A 23,715-nucleotide genomic window follows, 5' to 3' on the forward strand; every position below is an offset into this window, starting at 1 on the left:
TTCCTTTCGATCCAGCCGCTTTCATTTTTACATAAATTTTCAACCGGTTATTAAAATCATTTCATTCACTTTTATGAAAAGAAACCCTTCAGAGGAAGGGCTTAACTCATTTATTATATCAGTTTTTACTGGGATCACAACTATTCTTAAAAATGTTTCACGATCAAATACACGTCATCTCCAATTCTGTGCGCTATTCCATCAAGGATCGCCTCAAGATTTATAGCGAAAAGCTCCATCTCCTTTCTGTCATTGCAAAAAAAGACAGGAGCTCCCCCCGCAGCCCGGTTTCGGTTCGTCGTAATCACAGACAAAATCATTTTCGTAAGAGATTCGCTCATTCTATCACCTTATCCTGGTTCTTGATAAATTCCGTCGGCATTCTGATCGCGTTTTCCAAAGTTGGAACATTGCTGATAATCTGAACAGCTGTTTCGGGGTGATTAATTTGCGGAAGAACAAAAACTGCCACTCTCCCGTCATTTAAATCGCGTTTTGCAATTGGAGTGAGAGACGGCTCGCCCGAATCCCGATAAACCCCGAGTACATTCGAAACATCAAATAAAATGGCCTGGCGCTGCCCTAAGTTGGCAATCGTCGCTGCTGAATTAAAGTTTTTTGGCGTTAAAATAAATCCCATGCCGTGCTTTAAAATCAGTTCCTGTTTTTCCGGTAGCCCAATATTCATCATATAAATATTATCAACAAACAGTCCCGGGCCGTCAAAGCGCGGCTTTATGTACTCGATATCTACAATCTCCTTCAACACACTGCCCGACATAAATTTCATTGCCAGCAAGAAACAAACAATAGCTGCTATAACTGCAGCCCAAACGGATAAAAGCACATACGCAGAGGTTGTCAAAAGAGCTGTAAAGATCACGATATAATTTCTGCTTTCAAACGCAATCGCAATTCCCTCAATATATGTGCTTCCCCTTGAGACAAGTTCATACGAATCCATTTGCGTCAGTGTGTTCCGCTCCATGTTTCGAACATCTCTAAATTGCGTCGCTGCCAATGTTAAAAACGTGATGGCCGTAAATTCCTCCTGCAAAAGCGCCGGCATAATAATGGCCCCTAAACCAGCCGCAATCAGCCCTAGTGCAATGTGAATGACTTTCCCATGAACATAGGTCGGATACTGGCGGTAATCCGTTTTCAGCATATAAAGCCGTGTCGCGACCCCGGCAATGACCCCAGCAATAATTGGATAAATGTAATCACTCATGACATTTTGGTAGCTCCTTTGTTTGATCTTTTGCTCCTTTGACCAATCTGGCTTGCCAGCTGTTCGTATTTCGATATGCCAAACAGCAATATAATACCCGCGGAACACGTATTCAGCCATTGAAAGCCACCGACAGCCAAAGCCCCGGCCAGCTTCTGAATCACAAACGAATACACCAGTTCGCCTTGGCACATCCCTAGCACAAATAATGTAAGCTGTTTCTGGAACTCCCTTTCAACCGAAGCTGTCAAAAGCACTAATAATATTACGGCAGCCCACTCAGGTTTTATGATAAACCAAACTGGATCATATAATGCAAAAAGATAAACAAACGCATACCCGGCAATAAGCATCAGATAGACCATGAGATAACGAAAACGATACATTTTCAAATACCCTGCATAGACACACCCGCAGAAAAAAAACATCATATAAGCAGTATTTAGGGAAAAATATAAAGTGATGTCATGTATGCTTAGAATCATATTAGTCAAAATAAAGACAGAGACGGCAAATCGCCTTTTCGTCTTTTCAAAAATAAACGTCGTCAGGACCCACAGAAACCACATTGACCAATAGTAATAAAATTGTTCCATTTTGCTTCCTCCATACTCCCAGTATGGAGCCCGAGCGCTTTTTTTAAACAATCCACCTCACAATAAGGAGTATGATCATGGGAAAAGACAGACAGGAAAAAAAACTCAAAGCTTCTGGCAGAGTCGAATCAGATCGCGACCAGTCCATTCACTATGACGGAGCAACAAGCCTTGAACAAAACGGAAAATTCAAAAAGCGAAAATCATAATGCAAAAGCCCAAAACTCATAAGGTTTTGGGCTTTTGATCATTCATCGCACACTATAGCTGGACGTATCAATCCCTCTCTCTGTGAGCCAGTGATGGGTTTCACCTTTGATCACAAGAGGTGTCTTTTGCAAATCAGTAATCGTTCTGGCGCCCAGTACGGTCATAATCATTTTTAATTCGTCAAGGATCAGCTGAACCTCCTCAAGCAGTCCTTCCTCTCCGCTTTCAGTCAGCGCTTTTAAAAAGTGTCCTGCCATTCCGGTGCAAGAGGCCCCCAGCGCTATTGCCTTTGCCACATCAAGCGCATCCTGCAGGCCTCCGGACGCCATCATTGTGCTTGCGGGAAACGCAGAGCGGATTTCCGCCAAACTTGCTGCTGTCGAAATGCCCCACGAGTTAAAAAAGGTGATTTGCCGATGTCTTCGGAGATTTTCGATTTTCGAGAAATTCGTGCCCCCGTAACCGCCGATATCTACAGCTGCAGCACCAGCTTCATAAAGCTTCCCTGCTGATTCTTTGCTCATACCGAAGCCGACCTCTTTCACAATGACCGGCACACTGACCTGACTGCAAATCTGTTCAATACGGTCCAGAGCTCCGCTGAAGCTTCTGTCTCCTTCAGGCATCACAATTTCCTGAATCACATTCAAGTGAATCTGCAGCGCGTCTGCTCCAATCATTTCCACTGCTTCCTTTGCCTGATCAGCTGTCGCCTCGCTTCCCAAGTTGGCAAAAATCAGTCCGTTTGGGTTTTCTTTTCGAACGATTTCATACGAAAAACGCTCTGAGGGATCTTTTAATGCTGACATTTGGGATCCGACAGCAAGAGGTATACCGGCCTGACGAGCCGCTCGTGCAAGTGATTGATTAATATCATATGTAAGTTGTCCGCCGCCGCCAGTCATTGCATTGATAAAAATCGGCGAACTGCTTGAAAGTTCGCCGATTTTTGTGGAAATATCTACTTGTTCTAATGCAAGATCGGGCAGACTGGCATGAACAAACGTAATATCATCAAGACCCGTGTCCCGCTTTTGTCCAGTGGACAGGGCATGATTGATGTGTTGTTTTTTCCGTTCTGCTCGAGTCACGTTTATCACCAATTATTTTAGTTTATTCAGCTTATCTCCGATCAAATCACCAAGCTGGAAGCCAGTGCTTGTTTCTTCCTTCGCCTGATATTGACGGTAATCTTCCTGATCGGCTTTAGGCGCTTCTTCAAGTTCACGCATACTTAATGAAATGCGCTCCTCATTTTCATTCACATCAAGAACCTTCACTTTTACAGTCTGTCCTTCTTCAAGGACTTCATGCGGCGTGCCGATGTGTTTATTGGAAATTTGAGAAATATGAACGAGACCTTCAACACCCGGAAAAATTTCAACAAAGGCTCCGAAGCTTACAAGACGCTGCACAGTTCCTTCAAGCACATCGCCTGGTTTCACTTTCTCGCCGATTTGGCTCCACGGTCCAGGCAGTGTGTCTTTGATAGATAAAGAAATACGTTCATTATCACGGTCAACCGATAATACTTTCACTTTTACTTCTTGTCCTTCTTCAACAACGTCGGACGGCTTCTCCACATGGGAGTGGGAAAGCTGCGAAATGTGTACAAGTCCATCGATACCGCCGATATCAACAAACGCACCAAAATCAGTCAGGCGCTGCACTTTGCCATCAAGTACACTTCCAACTTCGAGAGACTGAAGAAGTTCTTGTTTTTTATTTACTTGCTCACTTTCAACAACGGCACGGTGTGAAAGGATCACGCGGTTTTTATCACGGTCAAGCTCTACAACGAGCAGAGACAGTGTTTTTCCTTTATAATCAGTAAAATCTTCAACGAAATGCGCTTCAACAAGTGATGCCGGAATAAAACCGCGAACGCCGATATCAACGACAAGTCCGCCTTTCACGACATCTTTAACTTCAGCTTCAAACACTTCTTTTGTTTCAAATTTTTTCTCAAGGTCTTCCCAAGCGCGGTCTGCATCAACAGCACGTTTAGATAAAATCAAAGCATCGTCTTCCACTTTTGTTACTTTCAGGTCAAGCTCGTCGTCTACTTTTACAACATCCGATGCTTTCTCTACATGAAGACTTGATAATTCACTGATTGGAATAATACCGGACTGTTTGACATTGATAATTTCAACATCCACATGTTTATCCTCTACCTTTGTCACAATCCCTTTAACTACATCTCCAACCTCTGGCACTTGAACATCAATTTGATTCATTTCCTCTGTCATTTGAATAACCTCCTTGGTCCAAACCTACACAGCTTAATTAAAACGGTTTGAAAGCTGGACATATAACATGCCCGCTTTTAGCCGAATATGTATTTTAAAGAATCATCCAAAAAAGTTTTTTGAATGATCAATAAAAAGTTTTATTAGTATTAACTTCTAATAAAAGGACAGGTTTGTCAAGCAATAACATTCTTTCTTGGCTGAAAAAATCCAAAAAAGTGGCATTCGCCATAATCAGCGGGACTTTTGCTCCACTGCCTTGAGGATTTTATCAGCTACCTCTTGAATGGAAAGAGATGTCGTATCGATCTCAAGAGCGTCTTCTGCTTTGCGCAACGGAGATACTTCGCGCTCTGAATCAAGCTTGTCTCTTCTTGCAATTTCCTCAATCAATGTCTCATAGTTGACATCGTAGCCTTTTTTCACGTTTTCTTCATAACGGCGTTTCGCTCTTTCCTCAACAGAAGCCAAAAGAAAAATTTTCACTTCAGCATTCGGCAGCACGTGAGTCCCGATATCACGTCCATCCATGACGACGCCGCCTTTTTCCCCAAGCTGCTGCTGGCGTTTCACCATTTCTCCCCTGACGCTTCTGTGCTTTGCTGCTATTGAAACTTGGTTGCTGACTTCGTCTGTTCGGATCGCCTCAGTTACATCGGTGCCATTAACGAGCACTTTTTGTCCTACTTCTGTTGTCATCAGTTCAATGTTTGTCCGCTTTAGCAGCTCAGCCAATTTTTCTTCATTTGCCAGGTCAATGTTTTCTTGCAAAGCCGTGTACGTTATCGCCCGATACATCGCTCCTGTATCAATATATATGTACGATTTCTTCTCAGCCACAATTTTGGCAACGGTGCTTTTCCCCGCAGCTGCCGGGCCGTCAATTGCAATCGATAATTTCTTTTCCATAATTCCTCTCCTTGCTCTTTTCTCCTCTATGGATTGTATCACGAACTTTATGAAAAAGGGTGGAAAATTGATGAATAATTAATGTTTGAAGGTTTCAATCCTATTGTTCTCCTCCATTTTATCCACCCCTTCATATTGAATCACTTTTGATACATAAGGCTCAATATGCTCATAGTGAAAAAGAATCTGGACACCAAGTAAAATGATGGCCTGAATGAACAATAATTTGATCAGCAGCCGTTCAAATGTTTTCATCGGAGCACCTCCATCACAAATAGTATGGAAGTGTTTGCCGATGTTTATTCCATCCGTGCCTTTCTTCTCTTATTTAACTGGCGCCGGATGCAATATTGAAGCAGAAACTGCTGGTCACTCGCTGAGATTCCCGTATACTCAAGGGTCATTTTATGCTTCCCTGTTTTCGGATCGTCAAAGACTCGTCTGACAACGGCTGCTGTTTCTATTTGACGTATGTTTTCATTTTCAGAAAGACTGATAATCAGGCGCAATGATTCCCCGGATTGAAAGGAATGGCCATCCGCTAAAATTAAGGCGATGCCGCCCGCGCTGATATTATAGGAAAGTGTGCTGAACTCTTCCTCAGCTGCCGGCTGCATTCGCACATCCAATACCGCATCAGTTCTCACATACTGGCGGCGCTGGATCCGTTTCACCTTTTCACGGGGAGGCACTTCAAGACAGATCATTTGAAGTTTGTCCTTCACTTTACCTTTTATACGGCTTGTAAAGCGGTAAGGAACTTCGTCTTTGCCCACAAACTCTACCGTTACTTCCATATCGTTATGCAAAATCACAGTTCGCCCTGTAGCTACATCAACCGGGTACGCGATCAAAAGCTCATTGTTTTCGTTGCTTACAGCTTTACTTTTCGCTTTTTTCAATTCATTTTCTTCTATATATTCTAAATATATATTTTCCCCAATCTCAATCATTAACTTCACTCTTTCGTATTCAATATACTCTCATTTTTATTAAAGCACGTTATGAAAAAAAGGAAAAGACATTTAGTCCTTTCCTCCTGTTTTTTATAGGTCTTTATATATAGGTTCAGCATTTTTTAATTTTTCAACCTTTTCTTCCGAACCATCACTGGCATTTATATACATTCTGAATGTGTCATTTTCAATTGTCCCGAGCATTTCATAGCATAACACTTCTTGGCCAAGTTCATTTGTAATCAAAGCAAGCCTTGTTTCTCTTACTTGTACATTTTTATTTAATTTCGATTTCGCTTCTGCCTCAGTAATGGCCGGCTTAGGAATATTTCTTTTTCTGTGGGATGTTAGGAAGTCCCTTGCTGAAAAGCCTACAACCTCACCGTCATCCAAAGCCACTTTCATGCGAATGGCTTCCGGGTACATTCGGATTTTATTTTCAACAGGCACATATGAAAATACGCCGATTTTATCATATTGGGCACTTTCATCAATTTCCAAATCATCTGTTTCAAATCCGTTTTTCTTTAAAAAGGCGAGCGCGCGGTTCGACCCGTCATTCAAACTGAATTTCTGATTCTTCACTTTTCTGTTTTGGATCAAATATACCGGATGCCCGCCCTTTCTCGTAATATCCATATAAATCGCTGCTTTATGGTCTGGGTCTTTCATGCTGACGCTATATACGTCGCGGTTTGTTTTTTTTCCACTTTTCACCACTTTAATTGAATAATTGTCATCCGGGGCAAAACGCTCAGCAATTTGTTTTGCTTCCTGTTCGGAAATTTGTTTTCCTTTCAGATGGCTGAAGCCCTTCTCTTCTTTTTTGGTGCTGGTGAAACTCGGGCCAAGGTCTGTTCCGGTGGAGAATGCACCGACATTTTTTTCGACGGTTTTAAAGCTGTTGATAATCGTATTATCGCTTTGTTTTTCGTCAGAAGCCAGTGCCATCTCTACGTCCATCCAGCGAAGGTTTTTGCTCATAACAAGGTGCTGAACATGACGCAATTCATTTTGTATATCTTCGGATTGCTGATATAGCTTATTTAGTGATGTATACTCTTTTTTATCTAGCGGCTTTTGCTCCAAATCTCTGACTGACGTTTTATAACTGAAATCGCCGATCTTTGATAATAACTCTTCTGTTTTGTTAAACGGCATTAATGTAAGCGGCAGCTGACTGACACTGTTATGGGCTTCAGATGTAATCCTCCACACATCTACCAATGCAGGTGACAGTGATTTTTGGCTGTTCATGGCGAGTGTTGTTCCGATTTTATCGTGAAGCTGATCCATCTGATAGGTAAGTTCATGGAACGCCCGCTGGTAGTTATTTTCAGCATGAAGAAGAACTGCGTCTTTTTCCTGGTGTTCTTTGTATCCCCAGTAGCTTGTACCGACAATTGCAATACCGAGCAACGCGATTAAAATACCTCTGATCATTTATCACACCTCATTTTTATGCTTTCTTATATCCTGCTACTCACAGAAAATGTGTTTTCCGATTCTCTTGATCTGCGGGCGTCCCCAAATCCATGCGCTGGTCGCTGTATCCGGATTAAAGTAGTACAGTGCTTCCTCGGTTGGATCCCAGCCATTAATGGCATCCAGCACTGCTTCTCTTGCCGTTTCATTCGGCTGCATATAGATTTGCCCGTCAGCCACTGCTGTAAAAGCAAGCGGTTCAAAAATAATACCAGCAACTGAATTGGGAAATAACGGACTGTTCAACCGGTTCAAAATAACTGCCGCGACGGCAACCTGACCCTCGTACGGTTCTCCCCGTGCTTCCCCGTAAACCGCTTGAGAAAGCAGCCGAATATCATTGTTGGAAAATCCGCCAGGCATGTTAGCTGCGACCGCGTCCTGTTTTCTTGTTTTTTCAGGTGTGTTGTTTTGCTGTTTATCCGCTTTAGGCTGCTGCGTTGTTTTTTCCGCAGGCTGTTTCTGCCGCGCTTCTGCTTGCTGTCTTGCTTTTTGTGTTGCTGCTTTTGACGGTTTCGTCTGATACTTTAGCGGAATTTTTCCGTAATGCGTGAACGTATTCCCTTTTTGAAGCTGTTCCATGACATATTCACGATAGTATTTAGATTTAGATATTAGGGTTTGCTTTGTTTTAGCCCCTACAAGGCCATCAACCTCTTTTAACCCGAATTGATCCTGAAAATTTCGAACTGCCCAGTACGTTCCCCATCCATAAACCCCGTCAATTTTTCCGTTATAGTATCCATTATATTGAAGGCGCGCTTGGAGTTCGATCACATCGTCTCCTGTAGCCCCTCTTTGAATGACCTGATTGGAAAAGGCAGAGATGGTTTCAGTATTGATAAACGTCGTTATTGTAAAGGAAAAAAGGATGAGACATGCCATAATCGTTCCTTTGGACTTCATCTTTTCAAGCCTCCTACAGCAAATTTTTGAGTGTAATCGTATTTTCTGTAACGAGGTTATTTTTATACACTCTTTCCTTGTTATCCCTCAGAACATAAATCTCATTTGATAAATCGGCACACAAAAAGCCGCACGGTTCTGTGCGGCTTCTATACTTGCATCATATTGACGGAACGGGCTTTTTTCGCTTTGCGCAAACCAAACCACCATAAAAACAACATAAATGGAAACATATAATAAATCCAATTGCTGAGTGCTGTCAGAATAAAATCATACGATCCATGCAAAAGTGACGGAACAGCTAAAGAAAGAATAAGCCACTTCACACGCGCCTTATGAGCGGAAAAACGGGCTTTCCCAAGGTAAAATCCCATAATAACACCTATCAAGGCATGGCATGAAACTGGCAGCAGCGCCCTGACAAACGCATGCTCCACACCGTGGCCGATTAAGTAAAGAATATTTTCGAGAGTTGCAAAACCGAGCGATACACTGGCCCCGTACACAATCCCGTCATAATGCTCATCAAAGTGGGCGTGCGGGTATACACTGACCATCAGAATAAACCATTTCAGTGATTCCTCCAAAAACCCTGAAGTCAAAAAAGAAACGAAAAAGCTTCCGCCTCCCACATTCTCTTTTTCAAGCACGTACTGGATAAACATTGTGGGAAATACAAGAACAACTCCCAGAAAAAACGACCGAAGCACCATATGTACAGGTTCATTATCATACTGATCTTTTAAATAAAAATAACTTAACAGCGCGATGCCGGGAGCGATTCCTGCAGAGATGATTGCAAACATCAGGCAACCTCTTTCCTTTATATTCCTAAGTCTATCCTACCATGTTGTTTATGATTTTACATCTGTCTGAACTTAAAAAAACAAAAAGAGCATACGAATTCTTCATATGCTCCCCTTCTTTAACAATTTTCTCTTTTGGCGATTTCCGCTGCGATATGTCCCCCGTGAAATCTGCCGTTTTCAATAAATATTTCATTTGCATTGTTCCCGGCAACAATGACCCCGGCAATAAAAATGCCTTCAACGTTTGTTTCCATCGTTTCTTCATTAAAAAATGGACGTCCTGTTTCTTGATCAATTTTAACACCCATTTTTTCAAGAAATTGATGATCGGGATGATAGCCTGTCATGGCAAATACAAAATCATTTTTAATGGTAATGGGTTCCTTCTCGCCGGAGCGGAATACCACTTCATCCTCGGTGATTTTTTCGACACATGCCCCAAATTCCATGCGAATTGTCCCGTTTCTGACGAGCGACTCAAATTCAGGCAGGATCCACGGCTTAATGCTTGGCGAATACTCATTGCCCCTGTATAAGACTGTGACACGCGCTCCAGATTTCACGAGTTCAAGCGCAGCGTCTACGCTTGAATTTTTGCCGCCGATGACGACGACATCTTTATCAAAGTACGGATGGCCTTCTTTAAAATAATGGAATACTTTTGGCAAATCCTCACCGGGTACGTTCATATAGTTTGGATGATCATAATAGCCTGTTGCAATAATACAATACGGTGTCGTGTAAGTTCCTTTTGACGTCTCTATAACAAATGAATTGTTTTCCGCTTTCGTGACTCTATGCACCATTTCAAACGCATTGACACGGATGTTTTTCCGTTTGACGACTTCCCGGTAATACGACAAAGCCTGAATTCTGACAGGTTTTCTGTTTTCCGTAATAAATGCCACGTCTCCAATTTCAAGCTTTTCACTTGAGCTGAAAAAGGTTTGATGCGTCGGATAATTGTAAATGCTGTTAACGACATTGCCTTTTTCAATGACGAGGGCATCAATGCCAATTTGTTTTAGGTGAATGGCAGCAGATAGTCCACAAGGTCCTCCACCAATAATTATTGCTTTTTCTTGAATCATTTCCGTCAACTCCTGCGATTGGCATTTCACTTCATATTTTTATATATCCGAATAAAAAAAATCTCCTATTTTATCATAGGAGATTTTTTATTTTTATGCAAATTATCAACTTATATCCAGCCTCTAAAGCGCGAAGCTTCAGCCATTTTGCGAACACCGACCATATAAGCAGCGAGCCTCATGTCAATTCTTCGGTTTTTAGCCATTTCATAAATATTGTTAAATGATTTGATCATCATTTTTTCTAATTTCTCTTCTACCTCTTCTTCACTCCAGTAGAAGCCTTGGTTATTCTGAACCCATTCAAAATATGAAACCGTTACGCCACCGGCGCTTGCCAGTACGTCTGGCACAAGCAGAATGTCCCGGTCTGAAAGAATTTTTGTTCCTTCAAGCGTTGTTGGCCCGTTTGCCGCTTCAACGACAATTCCAGCCCGGATATTATGGGCATTTTCTTCTGTAATTTGATTTTCAATTGCGGCAGGAACAAGGATATCACAATCCAGCTCCAGCAGCTCCTGGTTCGTAATAGTATCGTTGAAAAGCTTTGTTACGGTACCGAAGCTGTCGCGGCGGTCGAGTAAGTAATCGATATCGAGGCCTTCCGGATCATAAAGTCCGCCATACGCATCTGAGATGCCGACAACCTTTGCTCCCGCATCATGCATAAATTTAGCTAAATAGCTTCCCGCGTTTCCGAAGCCTTGAACAACGACACGCGCACCATTAATATCGATGCCTTTTTTCTTTGCCGCTTCTTTAATACAGATCGTTACGCCTTTTGCTGTCGCAGATTCTCTCCCGTGAGATCCGCCAAGCACAAGCGGCTTGCCCGTAATAAATCCAGGCGAATTAAATTCATCAATTCTTGAATACTCATCCATCATCCAAGCCATGATTTGTGAGTTTGTAAATACATCCGGTGCCGGCACGTCTTTTGTCGGGCCGACAATTTGGCTGATTGCTCTGACGTATCCTCTGCTCAGACGCTCCAGCTCTCTAAACGACATATCCCTTGGATCACAAACAATTCCGCCTTTACCACCGCCATATGGAAGATCAATTATGCCGCATTTTAAACTCATCCAAATAGAAAGCGCCTTCACCTCTTTTTCTGTTACGTTCGGGTGAAAACGTATCCCGCCCTTCGTCGGACCGACAGAGTCATTGTGCTGCGCACGATAACCTGTAAAAATCTGTACTGAACCGTCGTCCATACGAACAGGTATTTTTACCGTTAATAATCTCATCGGCTCCTTTAACAGTTCGTAGACTTCTTCGGGATATCCCAATTTTTCCAGAGCCTTATGTATTACGGTTTGGGTTGATTTTAACACATCAAGTTTGTCCTCTTCTGTATGACCGGTGTTTCGATCGGCTGCCATTTGAGTTAACCTCCTAGAATCTTCTGTTTCTCACATGCTCCCTTTCAGAGAATAGTATACACCTTCATATGATTTATGCATAGAATAAACGTTATGTTTTTCCATGTTTTTTAACTCAAAAAAAACTGCTGTCAAATCAGCAGTTTTCCGTTGCATTTTTATAAAAAATGAGTCTGTATCGTCTCAACAGCATTATCGTCCATAATAAGCTTACCATACTCTTGCAAGCGATAAATCGTTAAAGTTGTCGGATTGCCGTATTCAGCCAGAACCGACACAACTCCCTCAGCCGTATGTGACCCCAGGTCTTCAAGGCTTAAAAAGTACTGTCCCTCATAGTGGTAGACAGTCCCCCCTGTGATACCGATTCGCTGTAAGCTTTCTGAAAGCTGAATGATATCTTCAAAGGAATGGAATTGATAAATGATGTCCGCGCTTTCATCAAGCTTGACTTGCATTTCGATGTAATCATCATCATACTCATCGTCTTCGGAATCTGCTTCCTGGTTCTTTGTTACGATCACAACCATCCCTTGTGCTTGGAGAGAATACACTTCCACTGCAATCGGTCCATTCGCTTCAAAGCCGAGCTCTGTATTAGCTTCATTCATCATATCTTTAAATAACTGGTGGACTTTAAATGAGTCCTTCCAGAGGTCTTCTTTTGTCAATCCCCGGTCTGTCAAATCATCGAGGGTTAAAAAGATTTTAATCTTATTATAATTCAGACGCTCAAGCCGCATAACGTTCCCTCCTGCCTCTACTTGCACACAAATCATATAACACATTATATGAGATGATGAGTCATAGGTTCTTAATTGTTATCAGTTTACACTGAGTTCACTAGTAAGACAAGCACAATGCAGTTTTTATTGCCTTATGGATTTTTGCTTTTGAGAAGTTATTCTGGCGCGCAAAGAGTTACAATATGTGTTTCCGGCTCAGCACCTAAACGAAGAGGCACTTTTGTCGTGCCATATCCGTTGCTGATCAGATACGCCGCATGTTTAACAATACCTGTTTTTCCAAGCTCATACGGGCCGAATTTCCCAAACCTGATCTGACCGCCATGGGTATGCCCGCTGAATATCGCATCAATACCGTCGGTTTCATTGATTTGTTCGTGGATTTCCGGGTTATGGCAAACCAGAATATTCAGCTGGCTTTTGTCGAGCTCTTTAATGGCTTCCTCATAATGATCCATCTCCATCTTGATATCATCAACTCCCGCAATCGCAATCGTATGCCCATTGTGCGAAAACGAAACTGATTCATTCCTCAGGCTGATGACACCGTACGCTTTGAATATGGAATACAGCTTATGCTGTCTGACTTCATAATCGTTATTTCCCCACACAAACACAACAGGGACCCCAATATTTGAGAGCCGTTTGATGTTTTCCTCGATTCTCGTACTGGGCACCCCGCCCTCGGCTAAATCACCGCCGATGATAACCAGGTGAGGGGTATGACTACGCGCTTTTTGTAAAAGGTCTTGATCGATGGAACGTTTATGAATGTCCGAAATAAAAAAGATTGTAAGAGGCAATTTGCCCTTCATTTTTGATAAAAGAAACGTATGTGTTTTCAAATGGTTGCCTTTTGCTGTTGAATACATTTTTGCCGTCATAGCCGCTGCGGCAACAGTTAGGGCACCGGCAATTTTCACTGATAGCTTCATAAAAACTCTCCATTCTTTTTAGAACTTATCAATAAGACGGACAATAAAAAAAAGACGTTTCTATCGTTTGAGAAAACGCCCCATTTTATTTACTTTCAAAATATAGATTAATATCATATTTGTGCTTCATCATTTGAAAAACAGACTCTCTCGCCTTCCATTTATCCGGCTGCGGCCAAAGATCAGTGCTCTTCTGAATAATTTCGCATCTCAGTTTATGGAAATCGCCCTCAGCTTTATCTTCCTTTTTCTTAAAATAAAATGAAGTGCAGTATGCAAAAGCGGTTGCCATCATCCAAAATAAATAAAAGGTACGGCTTAGCATTTCTTGAAGAACGAGCTGAGGCGCCGGGCTTTTGATCATGATCATAAGACATAATAAGCCCAAGCAAATGAGTGAAGCCCATCGCCATCTGCGGCATTGCGCTGCATAATTTTCAAATTTTTGTTTTCGTTTCACCAGCGCTTGGAGCATCTGTTTGGTCGGCGCATCTGTAAACTGATCGAGCTGATTCCATAAGGATTCCATACGCTTCACACCTTGTCCATTTTCATTGCTACAATATATGAGCGTGAATTAAAAAAAATGCCCTATTCATCCATCAAGGGGGATGTCCAAAACTTGTCCGGTGTATACATCATTTCCATTCAAATGATTATACGCACGGATTTTTTCTTCTCCCGACCGGCTTTTATAATATTTCATGGAAATGCGGTACAGCGTTTCTTTCTTTTGGACGGTGTGCTTAACTACGCGTTTCGCCTTAGATTGAACTGGTTCTGCCGGCTGCTGTTCTTTTTGGGCTGCTGTTTGTTGAGAAGAGGAAGCAGCCGCGGCGGTTGCTTCCTCCTTATTTTCTGAGTCTTCTGTTTCCGCTAAAGCAGGCTGTTTTTTATCAGTTGTTGTTTTTGCCGGCTCTTTAGCCTTTGTATTCTCAGACTTTTTTTTGGACGCTTGCTGCAGTGCAGTCTCTTTGGTGTCGTCTTCTTTGGTGTTTTTTTCACCCTCTGATTTCGATACAACCTCATATTTGCTTTGGCTGCTGTCGATAAAAACATCTTCATAATCGTCACGGTGATCCGGGTGGTTTTTTAGATAAAATAAACTGACTAAAACGATAACCGGGACAAATACAAATAATACAGCGAGCACAGTGAATAATGGCGTTTTTGTTTTACCTTGCTTTTTTTTCTGTTCTCTTTGATTTTTTACAGATTGTCTTGTCGGAAGGCTTTCTCCATCATCATCGAAATATTCGTCCGCCAAGGCGGCGTTTTGATCTTCATAAAGATTCTGGTTTTTTCTTCGCTCTACTCTCGACATGTTCGTCATGTTTATCCCTCCTCACATGTTCAAAACGAATCTGACAGGCAAACACGGCATCAATGATAAAATGCGCCGTCATCGGAACAAATAAGTTACCGGTCCATTCATACATCAGTCCGAGCAAAAAGCTGATTGCTGTCACCATGATAAATAACAGCCATTTTGACAAATACCGAAAATGAAGAACGGCAAATACAAGGCTGGCCGCCCATAAACCGATATGAGTCTGCAGCACTCCTCTGAATAACATTTCTTCCGCGAAAGCAATCAGAAGCGTTAAAAATATAATATGAGGGATTGACCTCTTACTGAATATTTTTTTATTGATTCCCCCGTCATCATATAGATGGGGCGGGCACCATTTCATCACTGCCATATCGGCTAAAATCACAATAACAGCAATAGAAACACCGTACCATATGATTCGCATATCGCTAATATCCCAGAGTTTTAGTACGTCTCTGACATCCTTAAAAAAGAACAATCCTGCTGCAGCTGCGGCGATGAGGATCAAAAGCTGCGTCAAATATAACTGCTTCAGCATATCACGGTCTGACATTTGCTGAATGAAATCCTTTTGCTGTTTCAGTCCAGTTCACCTACAGTCTGCAAGCTGAATATTCGGTGCAATTCCGAACTCCAGCTGTCTAATGAAGCCTTTTTATTCCGTTCTTCTTTTTGTTCATACAAGGATAGATCGAAACCGCAATGAGAACAGCACGGGAGGTTTCCGTCCTCAGGATCGTATGATTCATCAAAATAGGTTAACAGCGATTGTCTTATACAGCCATCACGCTGAAGCAGCAAAGATACGCGGCGAACTTTTTCCAGCTTAAGTTCCATGCGATAAGAAATCTCCCGCTTCACCAGTTCAATTGATGTTTTGCCCTGCATGAAGAGATGTATTATCATACGGCCTTGGGTCTCTCCGATATCATATTGCATTAATAAGTCACGCAGCCTTCTCTCATCCCGCTCCTCCGTCTCCTCAAGCACACGGATCACATTGGCGATTTCTTCAGCTGTAACACTCTCCATTTGGATAATCTGCTCCTGAAGTTCAAAATCCCCTGGCGCCCGCAGCAAAATGCTGACACTCGGTTTTCCATCGCGTCCCGCTCTGCCGATTTCCTGCATAAAAGCTTCAGCCGTTTGCGGGAGGTGAAAATGGATCACATATCTGATATCAGGTTTATCGACACCCATTCCAAACGCATTCGTACAACATATCACATCAAGCTGGTTATGAATAAACTGCTGCTGAATTAAAATCCTGTCGCCAGATTCCATACCGCCATGGTAAAAGTCGGCTCTGCTGCTCGTTTTGCTTTTAATTTCACCCGTTAATTCCTCAGCCCATTTCCTTGTCGGACAATAAACAATTCCCGGACCTTGCAGGTTTTCAACCAGCTGAATGACCCTATCTATTTTTTCGACAGTATCAGCCGCATGTTCAACCCTGAGCGCGATATTTGGACGATTGACTGAATTGAGATGCCGTTCGGCATGCTGCAGCTCAAGCAGGTCCGTGACATCTTGCAGCGTAGCCTTTGTAGCTGTAGCGGTCAATGCCAGAACCGGCGGATGCCCAAGTTTTTTTCTCAGCTGTCCAAGCTTTGAATAGTCAGGCCTGAAGTCATGCCCCCATTCAGATATACAATGCGCCTCATCAATAACAAATAGGCTGATCGATACGCTTTTCAATTTTTCCAATACATATGGGGACTGCAAAGCCTCAGGAGACAAGTACAAAAATTTATAGCGATGAATATGATCTAAAACGAATTGTCTCTGCTGCATGCTAAGCATGCTGTTCAAAGCTGCCGCACGCTTTTCACCCCGCGCCTTCAGCTGCTGTACCTGATCCTCCATTAAGGAAAGCAATGGAGAAACGATTAATACCATGCCGTCAAGCATATAACCAGGCAGCTGGTAGCAAAGCGATTTTCCTCCCCCAGTCGGGAGCATCGCAATGGTATCCTTCCCGCTAAGTATGCTTCTAATAATGTCCTCCTGCCCTTTTTTAAAGGAAGTAAAACCAAAAAACTGATATAACGTTTGCTGTAATTTAGTCATATTGCTGCACCTGCTTTGTCAATGCCAATCTGATTTGAAAATAGCTGAACCGCTGTTCCATCCCGTCGCGAATTTGTTTGATTTTGTTCGTTCTCATCCGTTTGGCAAACTCTGCAATTTTGAGCTGGTCTTCCGCTGATACATAGTCATCTATCTTAAACGCAGGCTCGTGGAGAGAAATCTCGACAATATGGTCTTCGATCGTCGCTGTTTTCAGCTTTCTGATTTCTGCAATTCGCTGTATCGGAATCCCTTGTTTGACCATCTGCCATGTTTTTCTCGTTGACTCTGTCAGGGCATTCTCAACATGCACATCAGAGAGGAGGTCCTTTAACAGAGAATGTTCACACTCCGGAAGAGAATGTATAAAATAATGTACGGAAGCCCAAAACATGATATAAACATACCATTCATCTTCTTCCAGCGTGTCAGCAAGCTGTCTGCTCGTATAGCCGATCCTATCGTGCGAGGTTAAAGAGTAGACAAAAATTTTCGCTTCTTTGTCATCAATCTTATACAAATGCTCCTCCAGCATGGCAAAAAAGCTGCGTGCCATCTCTATATGATCCGTATGGCGGGAGAGGTATTTCTTTACCCAGTGAAGCGTCTTATAATCCTTTGTGACAGGAATATACTGCCTGCTCCCTTGCAGTTTATTAGATAAGACCTGCACAAGCAGGGAAAGCCTTCTCCAAAGCACACCGGCAGCCTGCTGGTAATAAGCGCCGTGGCAATGAACAGGCCAAGGCCGTTCATTGAGAGCATGACTCAATGCCGCTGCGCCGCTGGCTGTCACTTTATATGTATCTGTTTCAGCCATTGGTTCGAGATATGAATGCTGTTCGAGCTTGGTGATTGACGCTAAAATATCGCTTCTCGAACATTTCCGCGCCATTCCAAAGTATTTTGCAGTCTGAAATAAGCCGGCGTCTTGAATGGTTTGTGACGATCTTTTGCCTTTGAATAGGTGAAAAACAGCGCTTCCCGAACGTTCTCCGTTTATTTTGCAAAGGCAATCGAGAACCATAATATCGAAGTAATTTAATGACAACCTATCCACCCACATTCTTCCTGACAAAAATCGTTGATTTGCTCTTTTTATTTTAACAGATTTTAAACAGAAATCGACGTTTAAAGTCATCGTTAGGGGGGATGTTATGTAGATAACCCCTTATGTGATAAGCATTCTCAATCATTTTTCTGTTGAAATGTGGCAGCAACATCATTACAATAAGTAAGAGGAATAGGTGTTAAATTGATTAAATATAAAGATTGATCCATTTGTTCCACCAAGAACAATCTGGGAGGTTTTATTCATGGCAAAGTACACAATCGTAGACAAAGATACATGTATTGCATGCGGCGCTTGCGGCGCTGCTGCACCAGACATTTACGATTACGATGATGAAGGCATCGCGTTCGTAACACTTGATGAAAACAAAGGCGTTGTTGAAGTTCCTGAGGTACTGGAAGAAGATATGATTGACGCATTTGAAGGATGTCCTACTGATTCCATCAAAGTGGCGGATGAGCCATTTGAAGGCGACCCGCTTAAATTTGAATAGAAGTATGGAAAAAGCTCCCCTGCGGGAGCTTTTTATATTTTAATGGATATGAGCGCTTCGCTGCTGTTCAATCCATGGCTTCAACTTGATGAAAATAAGTGAGAAAACAATCGTAATCACAATGCCTTTTATGATGTTAAACGGCAGAATACCAGCGACGACGGCTGTTTTCAGCGCGCTGTCGGATAATGCCGGCGAATGTAAAAACCACGTGTAAGCCGGAAGAATCAGTACATAATTTAAAATACTCATCAAAACGGTCATCGCTGCAGTTCCCAGAAGCAGACTGACAGCCATCCCCTTTGCTGAGCTCAGCTTTTTAAATAAGAAAGCAGTCGGCAAGATAAAGAGTGTTCCTGCGATAAAATTCGCAGTCTGCCCGACAGGAACTCCGGCCATGCTTCCCTGAATAATATATTGAAGAACGTTTTTTATCGCTTCGACGGCAATTCCCGCCAAAGGACCGTAAATCAGAATGGCAATAATAGCGGGCACGTCGCTAAAATCAATTTTCAAATAATCCGGAAGCCCCGGAAACGGGAAATTTAACAGCATCAAAACAAATGCAATGCTGCTCAGCATACTGATCACAACTAATTTTTTCACTTTCACTTCACTCTCTCCTTTTCGATCACATCTTACTCGAAAACGGAAAGGTTCTTTTCCAGCCAATAAAAAAACCGCTTCATCTAAAAAGCGGGGTTTCGAAAATTAGGCTAGGCAAAGAAACGTTTGAGAAATAAATTTCAAAACGCTTATGAACCTCCATCTTCTCCCATCCAGACTGTACTGTCGGCTCCGGAATCTCACCGAATCCTGCTGTAAAAAACAGCTCGCGGGCTTAGAGCCATCGGCTCATCACCGCCGGTAGGGAATTTCACCCTGCCCCGAAGATTGATCATATGAATTTAGTTCCATTATAAACGATAACTTGTTGCCTGTATAGAGAATTGCTTCAAATTATAAATAATACCCAAAAGCTGTGAAAACATTGATTTTCAAGCTTTCCTTTTACCCTTTACTGCGTCAATACACGTTGACACTCTATTGAGAATATGTTAAATTATCAGATATTTAGTTTGTCAATTTAGGAGGAAATCTAACGATGTTTCGAGTATTGGTCTCAGACAAAATGAGCAACGACGGCTTACAGCCACTTATTGAATCAGACTTTATTGAAATCGTTCAAAAAAACGCAGCAGAAGCAGAGGATGAATTACATACTTTCGATGCTCTTTTGGTGCGAAGCGCAACAAAAGTAACAGAAGACCTTTTCAACAAAATGACTTCTTTAAAAATTGTCGGAAGAGCCGGTGTCGGTGTAGATAATATCGATATTGACGAGGCGACTAAACACGGCGTCATCGTAATTAACGCTCCAAACGGCAACACCATTTCGACAGCTGAGCATACATTTGCGATGATCTCTTCTTTAATGAGACACATTCCTCAGGCTAATATCTCCGTGAAATCCAGAGAGTGGAACCGCACGGCTTATGTCGGTTCAGAGCTTTACGGGAAAACGCTTGGGATTGTTGGATTAGGCCGCATTGGAAGCGAAATCGCACAGCGTGCGAGAGCGTTCGGTATGACCGTTCACGTTTTTGATCCTTTCTTAACTGAAGATAGAGCGAAAAAAATCGGTGTAAACAGCCGTACATTTGAAGAAGTGCTTGAAAGCGCAGATATTATTACTGTTCACACACCTTTAACAAAAGAAACAAAAGGCTTGTTGAATAAAGAAACGATTGCAAAAATGAAAAAAGGTGTTCGCTTAATTAACTGCGCACGAGGCGGTATTATCGATGAAGCTGCACTTCTCGAAGCTTTGGAAAGCGGGCATGTTGCCGGAGCGGCGCTTGACGTTTTTGAAGTTGAACCGCCTGTTGACAATAAACTCGTTGATCATCCATTAGTCATTGCAACTCCTCACTTGGGAGCATCGACTAAAGAAGCACAGCTGAATGTCGCGGCTCAAGTCTCAGAAGAAGTTCTGCAGTTCGCAAAAGGTCTTCCTGTCATGTCAGCTATCAACCTGCCAGCCATGACAAAAGATGAATTCGCTAAGATTAAGCCTTACCATCAAATCGCAGGAAAAATTGGCAGCCTAGTATCCCAATGCATGAAAGAGCCGGTACAGGATGTTGCCATTCAGTATGAAGGCACAATTGCTAAACTTGAAACATCGTTCATTACAAAAAGCCTTCTGTCAGGCTTTTTAAAACCGCGCGTTGACTCAACTGTTAACGAAGTCAATGCCGGCGGTGTCGCAAAAGAACGCGGCATCAGCTTCAGTGAAAAAATTTCCTCTTCTGAATCTGGATACGATAACTGCATCAGCGTAAAAGTAACGGGAGACCGCAGCACCTTTACTGTGACGGCTACGTATATCCCTCATTTCGGAGAACGTATTGTCGAGATCAACGGCTTTAATATCGATTTTTATCCGACAGGTCACTTGGTATATATCCAGCATCAGGATACAACAGGTGTCATCGGCCGAGTAGGACGTATTCTCGGAGATAACGATATTAACATTGCAACCATGCAGGTTGGCCGTAAAGAAAAAGGCGGAGAAGCCATCATGATGCTTTCCTTTGACAGACATTTGGAAGATAAAATCGTGAAGGAACTAACAGAAGTTCCCGATATTGTATCTGTTAAGCTCATTGATCTTCCATAAATCAAAAAAACTCAAGCTATATAGCTTGAGTTTTTTATTGTTTTATTTTCGTATGTTTTTGTGCAAAATGTCTAAGACACTCCTCAGCTCAGAAACAGGTATTTGACCAGGTGCCGAGGCCTCTTCTCCGGCGCCAAAAGTACAAGCTGATCCAAAAACCTCGCCGCTCAGTCTGCTGATCAGTCCTGTTGCAGCCATGGACATTGTAATGATTGGACGGTTTGCATATTTTGTTTTCATTGTATACGTTGCATCAAGCAGCGTTAAGAGATCTCCTGTATCATTCGGCATGACAGCCATTTTTGGAATATGCGCCCCTAAATCCTGCATTTTTCGAAGTCTCGAAAGAATTTCATCTTTCGCAGGCGTTTTCTCAAAATCATGATTTGACATCACCACATAGACATTATGTTCTTCTGCCAGCGATACTAACGCTTTCACATTTGCATCTCCTGAAAATAATTCAATGTCAATAAGATCGATGTCTTTTGTCTGGACTGCCGCTTCCAGCAAGGCAATATATGAGCTTTCATCCATTTCCATACTGCCGCCTTCTTTATGGGTTCTGAAGGTAAATAGAAACAGCTTGTCAGCTACAGACTCCCGAAGCTTAGAAATCATCTGTGTGACAGCTTCTTTGTCGTTTGCTTTTTCAAATAGGTCGACTCGCCACTCCACAATGTCCGGATCCAGTAATTTTACAGCTTCTGCTTCGTTCAAAATTTGTTTTTCCGTTTTTCCCATCAACGGAATGATGATTTTCGGCATCCCTTCTCCGATGGAAACTCCTTTGATTGTTAACACGTTCACTCATCTCAAATCCTTTCAATCGTTACCTTGTTTTATTATACACGCACAACTATTTTTTGAAAATTTCTATTATATGAAAGGCAACTAAAAAAGACCCTGAGGGCCACTTTTAGTTTAAAGAGATGGGGTTTGGAGCAGCAGGTACCGGAATAGCACCTGATACGTCATACCTGCCGATTTTTTTTGTTCTGGTTTCCGTAAAGGTCACCTTTGTAAAACCAAATTCCTTTGCTGTTAAAAGAAGTCCTTCAAGCATTAAGATACCAGCAATAGAATCGTCAACTTTTGAGTCTTTTGAGAAGTGGATATATAAGTGTTTCTTTTTCTTCGTTACAGATTTGACAGCTCCCGCTTGAAAAAGAGGTGTTGTATCTTGTTGGTTGCTCGATTCCATTTCCTTAATCGCTTCTTTTACCGTATCAAATGTTTTTTCTGATGGTACGAGAAAGTCTTGTCCTTGTTTATTTCGGTACAAGTAGTAGGCTCTTTTCGACTGTTTGGGAATCGAAATTTCCGTAAAAGTGCCATATGAGCCAATACGGATGCCACCATCGTTTTGATCCGATAAAAATTTGATTTTTTCATAAGGACTCCATTTTAAAGATTCTTTCAGCAATTTTTTTAACAGTGTATCATCTTTTACAGAAAAATCCTGAACCGGCTGATGGACTCGTATACTCAATTCCTTCTGGTTTGGTTTTTCCTTTACCTCTATTTCATCTATGAAGGATGGGATCGTAATGGCATGATCCAAAATACCCAGTTCACTACTTTCAAACAACATCTCCTGTATCGTTTGGTCTTCGTTTGTTTTTTTGATGCTAAGAGGTATAATTGCGGATGTTTCGGCATCAGCAATCGCTACAGTGATGTAATTGTTCTGTTCCTTTTCAGAAACAACATACGATGTCTGATCCAGGGATGATGCAGCCTTTGGGCTGTCTGCTGTCTCAGTTTTCGTCACAGCGTTATCTTGGGACGCTTCTTTTTGTTGAGGTTGTGCCTGATCAAAAAATTGAGGAGAAATAATGAAGGCGATATAAACCGCAATTGCAGTGGCACACGCGGGGCCAATCCACCTAACAGCTGGCTTTTTTTTGATTTTTGCCATCGTCAGCCGCTTGTAAATATCTTGGGGCGAACGATGGTCTTTAACTGCCGGAAGTTGACTTAACAACTCCTTTATCTGCTCTTCGTTCCAATCTGACTTCATCATCCATTAGCTCCTCCCTCAAAAGCTCCATATGTTTCCGAAGTACTTTGAGCCCTCTGTGTTGGGTCGTTTTGACTTTGCTTTCCGAGAAGCGCAGAGCATTGGCTGTTTCCTGTATTGAATATCCCTGAATAAACCGCAAGATAATCACAGCTCTTTGATCGATCGTACATTGATCAAGCGCAGCATAAATTTCCCGGACATTTTCATTTTGAACCGCAAGTTCATCCGGAAGCAATTGCTGATCTCTGACATCCTGTGTATCCCAATCAAATGTGCCGAGTATACGCTGTCTGATCGTCTGCTGTTTACGGAACCAGTCTATCGCAACATGGCGTGCGACAGACAAAAGCCATGTTTTTTCACTGCTTCTTCCTTCAAACGTATGATAAGAATGTAATACCCGGATATAAACCTCCTGAAGAAGATCTTCAGCCTGGTTTTTATCCTTTACCATATAAAATAAAAACTGGTATAAATCTTGATGATAAGTATCATATAACAATTGAAAGGTTTCTTCCATTTGAAAC

At 42.2% G+C, this 23,715-nt stretch carries 27 protein-coding genes and 1 riboswitch; of the genes, 3 read left to right on the top strand and 24 right to left on the bottom strand.

What is annotated here, in order from left to right; translation table 11 throughout:
• Positions 1–146: 146 nt before the first annotated feature.
• The 3 genes from V6D44_RS11890 to V6D44_RS11900 are packed head-to-tail and all read right to left on the bottom strand — an operon-like array spanning position 147 to position 1,827.
• The gene (locus tag V6D44_RS11890; RefSeq protein ID WP_333516541.1) at positions 147–341 is read right to left on the bottom strand and encodes a capping complex subunit for YIEGIA; all 195 of its coding nucleotides are present in this window, start codon (positions 339–341) and stop codon (positions 147–149) included.
• Positions 338–1,231: a YIEGIA family protein gene (locus V6D44_RS11895; protein WP_333516542.1), complete on the bottom strand. Its 894-nt coding sequence runs from the start codon at positions 1,229–1,231 to the stop codon at positions 338–340. The genes V6D44_RS11890 and V6D44_RS11895 overlap by 4 nt, the downstream gene beginning before the upstream one ends.
• A complete protein-coding gene (locus V6D44_RS11900; RefSeq protein WP_333516543.1) occupies positions 1,228–1,827 on the bottom strand; it encodes a YphA family membrane protein in 600 nt (199 codons plus the stop codon). The genes V6D44_RS11895 and V6D44_RS11900 overlap by 4 nt, the downstream gene beginning before the upstream one ends.
• A 77-nt stretch (positions 1,828–1,904) precedes the next feature.
• Here V6D44_RS11900 and V6D44_RS11905 point away from each other — a divergent pair, with 77 nt between their 5' ends.
• Positions 1,905–2,036, top strand: coding sequence for a YpzI family protein (locus V6D44_RS11905; protein WP_010334754.1), 132 nt, complete (start codon positions 1,905–1,907; stop codon positions 2,034–2,036).
• A gap of 42 nt (positions 2,037–2,078) precedes the next feature.
• On the opposite strand, the gene fni is transcribed toward V6D44_RS11905, so the two are convergent.
• The 17 genes from fni to V6D44_RS11990 form a co-directional block, all read right to left on the bottom strand.
• On the bottom strand, positions 2,079–3,128 hold the full coding sequence (fni, locus tag V6D44_RS11910; RefSeq protein WP_333516544.1) for a type 2 isopentenyl-diphosphate Delta-isomerase: 1,050 nt from the start codon (positions 3,126–3,128) through the stop codon (positions 2,079–2,081).
• Between the two features lie 12 nt (positions 3,129–3,140).
• Positions 3,141–4,289 carry a 30S ribosomal protein S1 gene (gene rpsA, locus V6D44_RS11915; protein WP_087990555.1) on the bottom strand — a complete coding sequence of 383 codons (1,149 nt, stop codon included), beginning with the start codon at positions 4,287–4,289 and terminating at the stop codon, positions 3,141–3,143.
• 234 nt (positions 4,290–4,523) lie between these two features.
• Positions 4,524–5,198: a (d)CMP kinase gene (gene cmk / locus V6D44_RS11920; protein WP_148961465.1), complete on the bottom strand. Its 675-nt coding sequence runs from the start codon at positions 5,196–5,198 to the stop codon at positions 4,524–4,526.
• 78 nt (positions 5,199–5,276) lie between these two features.
• Positions 5,277–5,453 carry a YpfB family protein gene (locus V6D44_RS11925; RefSeq protein WP_087990557.1) on the bottom strand — a complete coding sequence of 59 codons (177 nt, stop codon included), beginning with the start codon at positions 5,451–5,453 and terminating at the stop codon, positions 5,277–5,279.
• A 44-nt stretch (positions 5,454–5,497) separates the two neighbouring features.
• Positions 5,498–6,151: a flagellar brake protein gene (locus V6D44_RS11930; RefSeq protein WP_289347611.1), complete on the bottom strand. Its 654-nt coding sequence runs from the start codon at positions 6,149–6,151 to the stop codon at positions 5,498–5,500.
• Positions 6,152–6,244: 93 nt separating this feature from the next.
• Entirely contained in the window at positions 6,245–7,597 is a 1,353-nt protein-coding gene (gene ypeB / locus V6D44_RS11935; protein WP_087990559.1) for a germination protein YpeB, read from the bottom strand.
• A 36-nt stretch (positions 7,598–7,633) separates the two neighbouring features.
• A complete protein-coding gene (sleB, locus tag V6D44_RS11940; protein WP_087990560.1) occupies positions 7,634–8,545 on the bottom strand; it encodes a spore cortex-lytic enzyme in 912 nt (303 codons plus the stop codon).
• 149 nt (positions 8,546–8,694) lie between these two features.
• Positions 8,695–9,351, bottom strand: a complete 657-nt coding sequence (gene prsW / locus V6D44_RS11945; RefSeq protein ID WP_087990561.1) for a glutamic-type intramembrane protease PrsW — start codon at positions 9,349–9,351, stop codon at positions 8,695–8,697.
• Positions 9,352–9,470: 119 nt separating this feature from the next.
• Positions 9,471–10,445 carry a YpdA family putative bacillithiol disulfide reductase gene (locus tag V6D44_RS11950; RefSeq protein ID WP_087990562.1) on the bottom strand — a complete coding sequence of 325 codons (975 nt, stop codon included), beginning with the start codon at positions 10,443–10,445 and terminating at the stop codon, positions 9,471–9,473.
• A gap of 110 nt (positions 10,446–10,555) precedes the next feature.
• The gene (gudB, locus tag V6D44_RS11955) at positions 10,556–11,830 is read right to left on the bottom strand and encodes an NAD-specific glutamate dehydrogenase (RefSeq protein WP_087990563.1); all 1,275 of its coding nucleotides are present in this window, start codon (positions 11,828–11,830) and stop codon (positions 10,556–10,558) included.
• A gap of 158 nt (positions 11,831–11,988) precedes the next feature.
• Positions 11,989–12,573, bottom strand: coding sequence for a genetic competence negative regulator (locus tag V6D44_RS11960; protein WP_148961461.1), 585 nt, complete (start codon positions 12,571–12,573; stop codon positions 11,989–11,991).
• A 158-nt stretch (positions 12,574–12,731) separates the two neighbouring features.
• Entirely contained in the window at positions 12,732–13,511 is a 780-nt protein-coding gene (locus tag V6D44_RS11965) for a metallophosphoesterase (RefSeq protein WP_333516546.1), read from the bottom strand.
• An 85-nt stretch (positions 13,512–13,596) separates the two neighbouring features.
• A complete protein-coding gene (locus V6D44_RS11970) occupies positions 13,597–14,040 on the bottom strand; it encodes a YpbF family protein (RefSeq protein ID WP_087990566.1) in 444 nt (147 codons plus the stop codon).
• 66 nt (positions 14,041–14,106) lie between these two features.
• Positions 14,107–14,844, bottom strand: a complete 738-nt coding sequence (locus V6D44_RS11975) for a LysM peptidoglycan-binding domain-containing protein (protein WP_333516547.1) — start codon at positions 14,842–14,844, stop codon at positions 14,107–14,109.
• Complete coding sequence (locus V6D44_RS11980; protein WP_176365270.1) at positions 14,795–15,397, bottom strand: CPBP family intramembrane glutamic endopeptidase; 603 nt, start codon at positions 15,395–15,397, stop codon at positions 14,795–14,797. Before V6D44_RS11980 ends, V6D44_RS11975 begins: the two co-directional genes overlap by 50 nt.
• Positions 15,398–15,423: 26 nt before the next feature.
• Positions 15,424–16,914 carry a RecQ family ATP-dependent DNA helicase gene (locus V6D44_RS11985; protein WP_333516548.1) on the bottom strand — a complete coding sequence of 497 codons (1,491 nt, stop codon included), beginning with the start codon at positions 16,912–16,914 and terminating at the stop codon, positions 15,424–15,426.
• The gene (locus V6D44_RS11990) at positions 16,907–17,965 is read right to left on the bottom strand and encodes a helix-turn-helix domain-containing protein (protein ID WP_087990808.1); all 1,059 of its coding nucleotides are present in this window, start codon (positions 17,963–17,965) and stop codon (positions 16,907–16,909) included. The genes V6D44_RS11985 and V6D44_RS11990 overlap by 8 nt, the downstream gene beginning before the upstream one ends.
• Before the next feature lie 265 nt (positions 17,966–18,230).
• Here V6D44_RS11990 and V6D44_RS11995 point away from each other — a divergent pair, with 265 nt between their 5' ends.
• Positions 18,231–18,479 (top strand): ferredoxin, encoded by a 249-nt coding sequence (locus V6D44_RS11995; RefSeq protein ID WP_003225461.1) that lies wholly within the window; start codon positions 18,231–18,233, stop codon positions 18,477–18,479.
• Between the two features lie 39 nt (positions 18,480–18,518).
• Here V6D44_RS11995 and fmnP read toward each other — a convergent pair whose 3' ends face one another.
• Positions 18,519–19,091: a riboflavin transporter FmnP gene (gene fmnP / locus V6D44_RS12000; protein ID WP_087990569.1), complete on the bottom strand. Its 573-nt coding sequence runs from the start codon at positions 19,089–19,091 to the stop codon at positions 18,519–18,521.
• A 151-nt stretch (positions 19,092–19,242) separates the two neighbouring features.
• Positions 19,243–19,378, bottom strand: a riboswitch (FMN riboswitch).
• Between the two features lie 206 nt (positions 19,379–19,584).
• Between fmnP and serA the strand changes: the two genes are divergently transcribed.
• Positions 19,585–21,162, top strand: coding sequence for a phosphoglycerate dehydrogenase (gene serA / locus V6D44_RS12005; protein WP_087990570.1), 1,578 nt, complete (start codon positions 19,585–19,587; stop codon positions 21,160–21,162).
• 42 nt (positions 21,163–21,204) lie between these two features.
• On the opposite strand, the gene aroD is transcribed toward serA, so the two are convergent.
• From aroD to sigX, 3 genes are all read right to left on the bottom strand, one after another.
• Positions 21,205–21,972, bottom strand: a complete 768-nt coding sequence (gene aroD / locus V6D44_RS12010) for a type I 3-dehydroquinate dehydratase (protein ID WP_087990571.1) — start codon at positions 21,970–21,972, stop codon at positions 21,205–21,207.
• 109 nt (positions 21,973–22,081) lie between these two features.
• A complete protein-coding gene (locus tag V6D44_RS12015) occupies positions 22,082–23,188 on the bottom strand; it encodes a GerMN domain-containing protein (RefSeq protein ID WP_333516550.1) in 1,107 nt (368 codons plus the stop codon).
• The gene (sigX, locus tag V6D44_RS12020; RefSeq protein ID WP_202327357.1) at positions 23,124–23,708 is read right to left on the bottom strand and encodes an RNA polymerase sigma factor SigX; all 585 of its coding nucleotides are present in this window, start codon (positions 23,706–23,708) and stop codon (positions 23,124–23,126) included. The genes V6D44_RS12015 and sigX overlap by 65 nt, the downstream gene beginning before the upstream one ends.
• Between the last annotated feature and the right edge of the window lie 7 nt (positions 23,709–23,715).

This window comes from Bacillus sp. 0209A (assembly GCF_036765095.1).
Taxonomy (GTDB): Bacteria; Bacillota; Bacilli; order Bacillales; family Bacillaceae; genus Bacillus; species Bacillus subtilis_G.